At 41.8% G+C, this 10506-nt stretch carries 15 protein-coding genes; 6 read left to right on the top strand and 9 right to left on the bottom strand.

Annotation, left to right across the window (positions count from 1 at the left end):
- Nucleotides 1-171 precede the first annotated feature (171 nt).
- The 8 genes from FTU05_RS11770 to FTU05_RS11735 form a co-directional block, all read right to left on the bottom strand.
- On the bottom strand, nt 172-402 hold the full coding sequence (locus FTU05_RS11770) for a hypothetical protein (protein ID WP_180165418.1): 231 nt from the start codon (nt 400-402) through the stop codon (nt 172-174).
- 20 nt (nt 403-422) lie between these two features.
- A complete protein-coding gene (locus tag FTU05_RS11765; protein ID WP_180165417.1) occupies nt 423-1139 on the bottom strand; it encodes a hypothetical protein in 717 nt (238 codons plus the stop codon).
- A 108-nt stretch (nt 1140-1247) separates the two neighbouring features.
- Entirely contained in the window at nt 1248-1721 is a 474-nt protein-coding gene (gene lysM, locus FTU05_RS11760; protein WP_180008199.1) for a peptidoglycan-binding protein LysM, read from the bottom strand.
- A gap of 191 nt (nt 1722-1912) precedes the next feature.
- Nucleotides 1913-2149 (bottom strand): acyl carrier protein, encoded by a 237-nt coding sequence (gene acpP / locus FTU05_RS11755; RefSeq protein ID WP_078190054.1) that lies wholly within the window; start codon nt 2147-2149, stop codon nt 1913-1915.
- 85 nt (nt 2150-2234) lie between these two features.
- Nucleotides 2235-2969 carry a 3-oxoacyl-ACP reductase FabG gene (fabG, locus tag FTU05_RS11750; RefSeq protein WP_078190055.1) on the bottom strand — a complete coding sequence of 245 codons (735 nt, stop codon included), beginning with the start codon at nt 2967-2969 and terminating at the stop codon, nt 2235-2237.
- The gene (gene fabD, locus FTU05_RS11745) at nt 2966-3946 is read right to left on the bottom strand and encodes an ACP S-malonyltransferase (protein WP_180059475.1); all 981 of its coding nucleotides are present in this window, start codon (nt 3944-3946) and stop codon (nt 2966-2968) included. The genes fabG and fabD overlap by 4 nt, the downstream gene beginning before the upstream one ends.
- A gap of 205 nt (nt 3947-4151) precedes the next feature.
- Entirely contained in the window at nt 4152-4334 is a 183-nt protein-coding gene (gene rpmF, locus FTU05_RS11740; protein ID WP_004279227.1) for a 50S ribosomal protein L32, read from the bottom strand.
- Nucleotides 4335-4411: 77 nt separating this feature from the next.
- Nucleotides 4412-4969 (bottom strand): DUF177 domain-containing protein, encoded by a 558-nt coding sequence (locus FTU05_RS11735; protein WP_078190057.1) that lies wholly within the window; start codon nt 4967-4969, stop codon nt 4412-4414.
- A gap of 97 nt (nt 4970-5066) precedes the next feature.
- Here FTU05_RS11735 and FTU05_RS11730 point away from each other — a divergent pair, with 97 nt between their 5' ends.
- The 3 genes from FTU05_RS11730 (at nt 5067) to FTU05_RS11720 (ending at nt 6848) form a co-directional block, all read left to right on the top strand.
- Nucleotides 5067-5729: an elongation factor P hydroxylase gene (locus FTU05_RS11730; protein ID WP_180134764.1), complete on the top strand. Its 663-nt coding sequence runs from the start codon at nt 5067-5069 to the stop codon at nt 5727-5729.
- 89 nt (nt 5730-5818) lie between these two features.
- On the top strand, nt 5819-6436 hold the full coding sequence (locus FTU05_RS11725; protein ID WP_180022664.1) for an L-threonylcarbamoyladenylate synthase: 618 nt from the start codon (nt 5819-5821) through the stop codon (nt 6434-6436).
- 103 nt (nt 6437-6539) lie between these two features.
- Nucleotides 6540-6848, top strand: coding sequence for a hypothetical protein (locus FTU05_RS11720; protein ID WP_180165416.1), 309 nt, complete (start codon nt 6540-6542; stop codon nt 6846-6848).
- A gap of 31 nt (nt 6849-6879) precedes the next feature.
- Here the strand turns inward: FTU05_RS11720 and FTU05_RS11715 are convergent, their stop codons facing one another.
- Nucleotides 6880-7599, bottom strand: a complete 720-nt coding sequence (locus tag FTU05_RS11715) for a GNAT family N-acetyltransferase (protein WP_180165415.1) — start codon at nt 7597-7599, stop codon at nt 6880-6882.
- Between the two features lie 339 nt (nt 7600-7938).
- Here FTU05_RS11715 and FTU05_RS11710 point away from each other — a divergent pair, with 339 nt between their 5' ends.
- Genes FTU05_RS11710 through rluB form a run of 3 tightly spaced genes read left to right on the top strand, consistent with a single transcriptional unit; the run spans nt 7939 to nt 10486 of the window.
- The gene (locus FTU05_RS11710; RefSeq protein ID WP_180005437.1) at nt 7939-8733 is read left to right on the top strand and encodes a ScpA family protein; all 795 of its coding nucleotides are present in this window, start codon (nt 7939-7941) and stop codon (nt 8731-8733) included.
- Nucleotides 8730-9326, top strand: a complete 597-nt coding sequence (gene scpB / locus FTU05_RS11705; protein WP_168379583.1) for an SMC-Scp complex subunit ScpB — start codon at nt 8730-8732, stop codon at nt 9324-9326. Before FTU05_RS11710 ends, scpB begins: the two co-directional genes overlap by 4 nt.
- 41 nt (nt 9327-9367) lie before the next feature.
- Entirely contained in the window at nt 9368-10486 is a 1119-nt protein-coding gene (gene rluB / locus FTU05_RS11700) for a 23S rRNA pseudouridine(2605) synthase RluB (protein ID WP_180011977.1), read from the top strand.
- The last annotated feature ends 20 nt before the right edge of the window (nt 10487-10506 follow it).

Genomic DNA, 10506 nt, shown 5'->3' with positions numbered 1-10506 from the left:
CGCAAGAGATGCGATGGATGTCTGATGATTTGTAGTCATAAATTTAAGTCCCCACTTGTTTCTAAGTGGGGACTAAATTAAGGCTTATAGGATGAATTCATAAGGTGTGTTCAGCGGACGCTTACTGCCCAAATAATTTTTGATATGCCAAGATGAATACTGTCCCTGTTTTTAACCACCCTGCATCCTAAACGAATCATAAGAAAGCTCAGATAGCTGTGCCGCCTCTTCATATTGCTTAAACAATTGATTTACAGTTTGATTTGGCAAACACAACCAATACATCAAGGAGGTATTCCAGCCCAATGATTGCTGCACCTGCTTCAACACCGCATATACGCCATAGGCTTCCAATTGCGCTGCTGAGCGCAAACTCAACTGACGAGTACTTAAAGGCTCCAAATAAACTACTTGTCCAGTCTTTAATTGTTCATTACGTATATTTGGACATAACGTGCCAGCCAGTTTTGAATCAGCATCCTTTCAACCAATGAGTTCGGGCGCTCAAGCATCTGCTGCAATCTGTGATATTCAGCCATATATGCATCCAGCTTATCCTCTTTATTTAACGCAATATTGATCTGATAAAGGATCGCCAACTGATTTAAATACTTAAAGTCTGGATATGCGGAATTGCTCGGCATACTTAAACTGCGGTATTGGTCTGCATGCTGCAACCATGTGTTAAAGCGCTGCAACGGCACCTTTTCTTGCTGTATCAGCGCACCGAGCACCTGATGATGCTCAACAACAAATGCGCTAGCTGCCTTAGGATCATCGACCAGCAATTGCTGAAACTCCGCAACTAAATTCGTCTGTTCTTCTGACCACTTTTCACGTGTTAGCTTCGCATTCAATGGCTGGCCCAATACATTCTGATGCTCTTGCCCCAACAAACTAAATGCCCAATCTTGATGATAACGATAGCGCCCAACATTCAATGCCGAAAACCGATCTGCGGCATTCAGCCCAAGCAAGTTAAAATACGGCTCTTGTGTGTAATTTGAATGATAAGAAATTTCAGACTGCTGCCACTTGAGCACCCGAGGATCAATACGCTCATCCCACCGCAGCCAAAGACAAAAACACACAACAACTGCAAGCAACAGCAAGAAAATAAAGATGATTTTTTGTTTCATTGATTTCTTATTTTGAATTATTTCAGCCGCATTATATTCAACTTCACCATTCACGCATACAAAAAAAAGCCATCACAAGATGGCTTTTTTTACTTTAAACACAAATATTTATGCAGGAATACGAAGCACCTGACCTGGGAAAATGTCATCGGCATTTTTTAGCAAAGGACGGTTTGCTTCAAAAATTTTATTGTATTGATTTGCATCACCATAAAATTCTTTAGAAATCTTAGAAAGATTATCGCCTGATTTAACTGTATAAAATTTACTTTCTGGTTCTGGCGTTGCTACAGTCAACTGATCATCCACTTGCGCCACATGATCAATATTCCCTACCGCCAAGATAATCTTTTCACGATCTGCTTGGCTTTGCACCTGACCTTTCACTGTTGCTAGATCTGAAGTCCCGTTATAACTCACAGACAAGCCAGTTACAGGTAAGCCCAGTGCTTTGATATGACCCAATAACTTATTGGCAATTTCTTGTGCAGATGGTTCAGAAGGTGTTGCTGGCGCTGCCTGAGGTTCTGCAGGCGCTGTATTTTTTTTACCAATTCCTTTTACAAAATCAAAAAGACCCATGTTTTTCTCCGTTGTTTTTACTGTTTTAAATAATTTAACTATTGTTCAAACTCTATTTTTATAGCTAAAAAATAACCGCTTTTGAGTTGTTGTTGGTGACAGAAACGTAAGCTAATGTAAAAACAAAATATTCAGCATAAAAAAAGCCACCGAATGGTGGCTTTTTAAATCAGCATCGCTGAAATCTAAAATTAACCTAGTTTCTTAGAAACATAGTCAATTGCAGATTGTACAGTAGTGATTTCGTTTGAATCTTCATCAGGAATAGTGATGTCGAAATCGTTTTCGAAAGACATAACTAATTCAACTAGGTCTAGAGAGTCTGCACCTAAGTCATCCATGAAAGAAGCTTCGTTTTTGATCTCGTCTGCTTTAAGACCAAGTTGTTCAGCTACTGCTTGTTTTACGCGTTGTTCGATATCGCTCACAGGAATTCTCCTCATTGCTTGTGGCGTTTTTAATGCCGTTAGTTTAATTGAATCTAAATCGTTTTGAAAGTTTATACTTGAGCGCTTAGCTCATGTATAAACCACCATTTACATGTAATACAGTTCCGGTAATGTAACTTGCCTTTTCAGAAGCAAGAAAACTTACGGCATTTGCGATATCTTGCGGCTCACCTAAACGGTTTAAAGCCACTTGATCACTCATCTTTTTACGAATTTCTTCGCTTAACTGTTCTGTCATTTCTGTTGCAATAAAGCCCGGAGCCACTGCATTCACAGTGATTTGGCGGCTTCCCATCTCTTTTGCAAGGCTGCGACCAAAGGCCTCAATCCCTGCTTTTGCAGCAGAATAGTTTGCTTGTCCTGGGTTAGCAAAATGTGCAACCACAGAACTAATATTAATAATTCGTCCAAAACGTGCTTTGGTCATGCCCTTTAAAACACGTTTAGAAAGTCGATAAACGGCTTTCAAATGAATGTTGAGAATGTCATCCCAATCATCTTCTGACATACGAAGTAACAAATTATCTTTGGTAATACCCGCATTGTTCACTAAAACCAATACAGAACCAAAGTTTTGCTCAATGTCTGATACCAATGCATCGATTGCAGTTGCATCACGTACATCTAGAACTTTACCCGCACCATTTTCAGCAAAAGCAGCAGATAATTTTTCCGCACCCGCTTCTGAAGTTGCAGTACCTACAACAAAATAACCGTCTTGAATCAATTGCTGAGCAATTGCTGCTCCAATCCCTCGGCTCGCACCTGTTACTAAAGCAACTTTGCGTTCTTGTGTCATGCAATTTTCCCTTCTGCCACTAAAATGGCATTCAGTGCATCTTCCATACGACCTTTCGTGTCGAGTGGGAATGCTTTTTCAATATTTGGCAAACGTTTTGCGAGATTCGCAAGGACATTACCCGGACCACATTCAGCAATGTACTGAATACCTTGGTCTTGCAAATACTGCATGGTCTTTGTCCACTGTACAGATTGGTATAACTGTGCAGTTAACGCCTGACGTAATTGCGCTACATCAGTCGCGATTTCAGCGCCTACATTTTGTATTACAGGTATAGTAGGCAGCTCAATGGCAGTTTGTTCCAATGCTGTCGCAAACTGTTCAGCAGCAGGTTTCATCAATGCACAATGCGATGGCACAGAAACCGGAAGTGCAATTGCCTTACCGCCATTTTCCTTAGCAGCAGCCATAACCGCTTCAACCATGGCTTTATCACCCGCAATGACAACTTGACCTTGTGCATTGTAGTTTGCAGCATCTACTGAACCTGGGCCTTCTGCTTGAGCACAAAGTTCAATGACTTTGGCATCATCTAGACCCAAAATTGCCGCCATTGCACCTTGACCTTCAGGTACAGCACTTTGCATCAACTGACCACGTAGGTTCACCAGTTTAACGGCATCACCTAGGCTCATCGCTCCCGCAGCAACCAAGGCGCTGTATTCACCTAATGAGTGACCTGCAAGGTATTTCGGTGCAACACCACCTAACTCTAACCACACACGCCATAAAGCAATACTGGCAGTCAGTAGTACAGGTTGAGTAAATTCTGTTTGGTTTAACCCTTCACCACTTTGCGCAATTTGCCAAAGATCAAAGCCAACTACTTCTGATGCTTCTGCAAATGTTGCTTGCACACTACTAAACTGTTCTGCAAGTTCAGCGAGCATGCCGACTTTCTGTGACCCTTGACCCGGGAACACGAATGCAGTTTTAGTAGCTTGAGCTGCTTGCTCGAGTTGTTTAGCAGACATAAAAAAATCCTTTATCAAGACTGGTGAATTTATGCTATTTGGACATTTATTCAACACAATCCCATGTAAGCTTGTTTCAGGGACGGAAATTTAACACTTAATTTTTGTCTTGGTAATTGCCAAATGCAACAAAAAATCGGTACAAAAAAAGGGAGCTTAACGCTCCCATTTTTTCTACTAAGCTTGACGCTTAATACATCACCAATTATTCAGCAGATGCTTTAGCGAATAATTGACGACCACGGTAGATACCATCTTTAGATACGTGGTGACGACGGTGAGTCTCGCCAGTAGCTTGGTCTACAGTTAATGCATTCTCGGTTAAAGCGTCATGTGAACGGCGCATGTCACGGCGAGAGCGACTTTTACGGTTTTGCTGAACGGCCATGATGGCTCCTTACAAAGATCGAAAAAATGGATCAGAACAAATTCGATTGTCTTATACTCAAGAGTATAACACAAAAATTAGTTAAGTTTACCCTTCAAACCTGCCAAAACATCAAACGGGTTGTCCCGTTTTTCTTCAACAAGCTCTTCAGCGGCAGGTTGATGCTTATGTTCACAAGCGTCGTGCTTAGGTGACAAAGGCATCAACAATAACAATTCATCCTCTATCAGTGAGAGTAAATCAGCAGTCGCAGGTGCATCATATGAACCTTTGGTTGTTGCTTCACTTTCACCTAAAACGATGAAATCAGCATCCTCATCCAAGCGCTCTATCAGTGACTCGTCATCTACAAGAGCTAGATGAAAACTTAAAACAAGTGGAATCTCAACAGTATCCAGACAACGCTGGCATTCCATTGGAACATTTGTTTCAACATGACCATCTAGCCATACAATGCGATGATAAGCATCCATTGATAGCTTACAGTCTATGTTAATCAATTGATCATCAATTGATCCAACAGCTTCACGAGCAATACGAACAAAGCGAGATAATGGCAGTGTTCCTGACCATTTAAAGCCCTGTTCAGCCCATTTAAACGGCTCAATCTGTGCCGGAAAGGTATTTGCTGACATAATTAAGGCGGCAATTCTACAAATTCATCAGTACTCTGTCAAAGATTAAGATACAATTTTGTACTTATTTAGACAGACCATTTGGGTAACTTAAGTTATGCATCTGTTGCAGCCGCAAACAGAAGTGAATGTTTCATCACTTATGAGCACAATTTCAACGCTTGATTCTGACATTTCAACCGACCAAGTGCAACTCTCGGCTTGGGAGAAACTTTCCACAGAAACAGAACACGTCGAATGGCTCATCTTACACTTTAATCATTGGTTTTCCCACCTGAATGTGTGCTTAGTGAAAGGTGACTGTGAGCCCGAGTACTTTCCTGCTGATTCAAACGGCCCTGCTCGTATTCAATTTGCTCATGGTTATTTCAATAGCGCCTTGCATGAAATTAGCCATTGGACCATTGCTGGCGATCAGCGTCGTTTACTTCCCGATTTAGGCTATTGGTATGCACCTGATGGTCGTAGTAAAGAGCAACAAGCCCTCTTTGAACAGGTAGAAATTAAGCCCCAAGCGATCGAATGGTTATTTGCCAAAGCATTTGGGCGTAAGTTTCGTGTCTCACTTGATAACCTCACTGGTGAAGGTGGTGATGGCAGCAGCTTTAAAGATAATGTCTATGCACAATTACAGGCTTATTTTAAGGGCGAAGCCAAACTTCCACGCGATGCTTGGCGCTTTATCCAATGCATTTGCCACTGTACACGTGCTGGCAAAATGTTACAGGCGAATGAATTTCAACGTGAAATGCTTGATTAAATTATACAATTTGACTGCATTTCACATTGCACAAAGCGAATAGACCGCGACATAATGTCTAGAGCTTTTAATAATAAGAGGAAAACGATATGTTGCATTTAAGAATACATCCGGAAAATCCTCAGCCCCGTTTAATTACGCAAGCCGTTGAACGGATTCGTGCCGGCGATGTGGTGGTTTATCCTACAGATGCCGCCTATGCCATCGGTTGCCAAATTGGGAACAAAAATGCCATGGAACGCATTGCCCAAATTCGTCAGCTCGATGCTAAACATCAATATGCGATTATTTGTGCAGATTTATCTGACATTGCCACTTATGCCAAAGTCGATAATGCCATGTATCGTTTATTGAAAAATAACACCCCTGCGGTCACTACCTTTATTTTGCCTGCGACCAGTGAAGTTCCTCGCCGTTTAATGCATCCTAAAAAGAAAACCATTGGACTACGCATTCCGAGCAACCCGATTTGCCAATTATTACTCAAAGAACTCGGTGAGCCTTTATTAACATCGACCTTAATTTTACCAGGCCAAAAAGAACCGATTGATGATCCTTACGAAATTGAACTGCAAATCGGCAAACGCATAGATGTATTGATTGATGGCGGTTTAGGTACTTTAAATACCACTAGCGTTGTAAACCTTGCAGGTGAATACCCTGAAGTGATTCGCCGTGGTGTCGGTGATGTCCGTGCCTTTGAATAGCATGTACTGTTAAATACATGCTGTTACCGATCAGAGGCACAGCATGTAAAGGTCATCTGCTCAAAACGCGGTTAAAGCACCTTTCGATAAAGGAATCGACCTGATGACTTTATTTCAGATTTTACTCAAGCTCCAAAATGCGATAGACCTCAGTGTCTCCGAGCAAAACAATCTTAATCATCTTGCCATTTATGCCACTGAGCCTTGGACTTTAGAATCCACGGCTCAACTAAGGGCAATAGATAAAAATTTAATTTTACCAACAGCGACAACACAGCCGCAGGCTTTTTCTTACTTTCTGCATGCATCAACGGTCAAATCACTATTTAAACACCGATCAAGTCAAAATCTCTGCTCGCAAGCGCAGTGCCAGCACATCATAGAATTTGCACTTGAAAAAAGATATGACTAACAGGCTCAAAGTCTTGATAGTTGGCTTTTGCTCAAGCGCGATAAAGCTGCATAAATTCTTTTAAATGAATTTTTTGTTGCCCCTGCTCATCAAAGTTGTTTGTATCGAGCCAAGCTACGTAAGCTTGAGACAACATTGGCCAATCCTGATCTAACATCGCAAACCAAGCGGTATCACGGTTACGACCTTTCACAATCACATGTTGACGAAACAACCCTTCAAATTGAAAGCCAAAACGCAAAGCAGCGTTTTTCGAAGGCGTGTTCAAGTCATCACACTTCCACTCCACCCGTCTATATCCCGCTGAAAAGCATGCTTTTAACAATAGATAAATGGTTTCTGTTGCGGCGGTTGATCGCTTCATTAAACTTGAAAAAAAGACATTGCCAATTTCGATGACAGCATGTGCTGGGCGTACATTGAGCAATCCAATCCACCCTACAATGGCATCACCTACCTCAATGACATAGTGCATCGAACCGGCAAAATGAAAGGATTGCTGAAAATAATCACGCAATTGCTGCATGCTTTGAATTTGAGAATAAGGCAAATACGTCCAACAGCGTTCATCGGGTTCTTGTTGTACTGTCTGCCATAGCCGCTGTAAAAGACTATCATCAAGCTGATCTGGCAGCATTGGAATAAGCCGAACAGATTGCCCCATTTCGGTTTTACATCTGAACTGGCAAGGTTCAAACTGCGCCAACGTCATCCCTACGGCCTGACCCCATTGATTATATTGTTGTGGCATAGCAAATATTCTTTTAGTCAATTCATTCAAATCATTTCATGATAGACGCCCACCATCCAGACATCACAGCTTAAATAAGTTCATGGATTGATGAGTGTATTATTTATAATTAACACAAGTTGTGATCGATATCACAGCTTTAAAATTTTACATGTGTATAAATAAAGCCTATTCCCTATAAATTTTATGTTTTTTACCCAATTCAACCGTTCAGTAATTTCTTTAAACGCATTTTTCCATTACACTATTCCCTATAACTTTTGTGCTTTTACTTTCGATGTGAGATCGAAGCGAAAGCTGTCTGCATGCCTTTGAAAATTCGCGTGGCCTATAATTGCAATGAACCAAACTGTCCATAATTCTATGGAAGATGCTCCACACATTCGCGTTTTGGATGAGTGGCAAGAAGCTATTCCAGAAGATTTGTACATTCCACCCGCTGCATTTGAAATTCTATTAGAGCATTTCGAAGGACCACTCGACTTTCTGATTTACCTGATTCAAAAAAATGGCTTCGACTTATTACAAGTCGATATTGCCCCGATTGCATCCCAATATTTGTCCTATATGGATGCAATGAAATCTCTAGATATTGAATTAACCGCAGATTATATGGTGATGGCAGCCCTATTGGCCGATTTAAAATCGCGTCTATTATTGCCAAAACCTAAGTCGACCGCAGCACATGAACAAGATCCTAAACAAGAATTGATTGACCGTTTAGAAACGTATTTACGCATCAAACAAGCTGCGGAAAGATTAGGTCAAATGACAGTATTGGATCGGGATACTTTCGATACCAATGTCAGTTTAGGAACTATTGTCGAAACCAATGATGGCTATGACATTCAATTACTTCGTGATGCCATACTCTGTGTTTTTAATCGACCAGAACCAGTTACCCACCAAATTTTGCAAGAGCCTGTCTTACTCGAAGAACGTATTGCTTATATTGAAACTAAGCTTGAGTCAGGTGAAGTATTAGACTTTGCGGACTTACTCAAACCAAGCCAAGGCCGCATGGGTGTTGTCGTGACATTTATGGCCGTGTTGGAACTGACACGCCAACAAAAAGTTCAAATTGTCGCATCAGGTGTAGAAGCACCGCTTGCAATTCAGGGAGCACGTGCATGAACACTGAACTTAAACAAATGACTGCGGTGACTTCAGAAGATAATCTGCATGAAATTTTGATGCAGCTTGAAGCCATTATTTTTGCCAGTGAAGCGGCAGTGAGTATTGCCCGTTTAAAAGAGGCTTTCCAAGACCGTTTCAGTAAAACCGAATTACGCCAATATTTGCAGCAACTTTCAATGCTGCAACACGGCAGATCAATTGAACTTGTTGAAACCGCTCAAGGTTTCCGTTTTCAAGTACGTGCAAAATATCGTAATATTATTGCACAGACCTGGCCTGAACGACCAACTCGTTTATCGCCATCCTTGCTCGAAACTCTTTCTGTCATTGCTTACCATCAACCGGTAACCCGCGCAGATATTGAGCAAATCCGTGGGGTGACCAACAATAGTCAAATTTTACGTACGTTATTTGACTGGAACTGGATTAAAGAATCTGGTTTTCGTGAACTCCCTGGACGACCCGCGTTGTTAGTTACAACGCCTCAATTTTTAAATGCTTTTGGTCTAACCTCTTTGGGCCAATTGCCTCCCCTGCAGGATGCCAAGGAAGCTTTTATGGCCCTCGATGCGAATGCACCGAAGTCATAAATAGGTGAACTGTTGATGATAATTTCTAAGGTTATGCTGTCATGAGTGAAAAATTGCAAAAGGTGCTCGCACGCGTTGGTTTGGGTTCTCGCCGTTATATGGAAGAAGTCATTGCCGCTGGTCGTGTGAGCGTAAATGGGCAAGTTGCCCAAGTGGGTGAACGTATTGAACCGGGTGATGAGCTTCGCATCGATGGTCGTAAAGTTCAGTTCCAAATTGAAGACGAAATTCGTCGCCGTGTGTTGATTTACTACAAACCAGAAGGCGAAATTTGCTCACGCAATGACCCTGAAAACCGTCCAACGGTATTTGAACAATTACCTCAAATTACAGGTGATCGTTGGGTAATGGTAGGTCGTCTAGATATCAACTCTACAGGTCTATTGCTGTTCACGAATGACGGTGAACTGGCGAACCGTTTAATGCACCCTTCTAGCGAAATCGAACGTGAATATGCCGTTCGTGTCATGGGTGAAGTCACTCCTCAGTTAAAAAATAACATGTTACAAGGCGTTGTTTTAGATGATGGCCCTGCAAAATTTGAGTCATTCTCTGAAATTGGTGGTGACGGTATTAACCGTTGGTATCAAGTGGTCGTAAAAGAAGGTCGTAACCGCGAAGTTCGTCGTATTTTCGAATCTCAAGGCTTAAAAGTGAGCCGTCTTTTACGTACACGTTATGGTTCAGTGATTCTGCCACGCGAACTGCGTACTGGTCGTTGGATCGAGCTAGATAAACAAGATATTGACAACTTAACCAAGTCGGTTGAACTTAAACCACGTCAAGGTACTGGCCTGTTTGGTATGGCGAAACGTCGTACTGAACGTATGCAAGACAAACCAATGGCAGCACGTCGCGGTGGTTACTTACGCCAACAACGTCGTGACAGTGACGAAAACCAGCCACAACAAAGCAATGGTTATCAAGACAATCGTGGCGAACGTCGTACTGGTCGTACTGAAGGTGGTTTCCAAGGCAATGGATTTAATCGTTCAGAGCGTCGCAACGAAGGGTTCAACAATAACCGTAATGATCGCAACAGTGAAAACTTCGGTAACCGTGAACGTCGTAACGACAATTTTGGCAATCGTGAGCGTCGTAATGACTCGGTGCCAAGTCGCGCATTTAGCGGAAACAACAAAGGCTTTAAGAAATTTTAATTTCTTAAGTATAAAAAAAC

Source organism: Acinetobacter sp. YH12049 (assembly GCF_013419875.1).
In the GTDB taxonomy this organism is placed as follows: Bacteria; Pseudomonadota; Gammaproteobacteria; order Pseudomonadales; family Moraxellaceae; genus Acinetobacter; species Acinetobacter amyesii.
The sequence above is the reverse complement of the archived record's forward strand: the minus strand, read 5'-3'. Positions and strand labels throughout refer to the sequence as shown.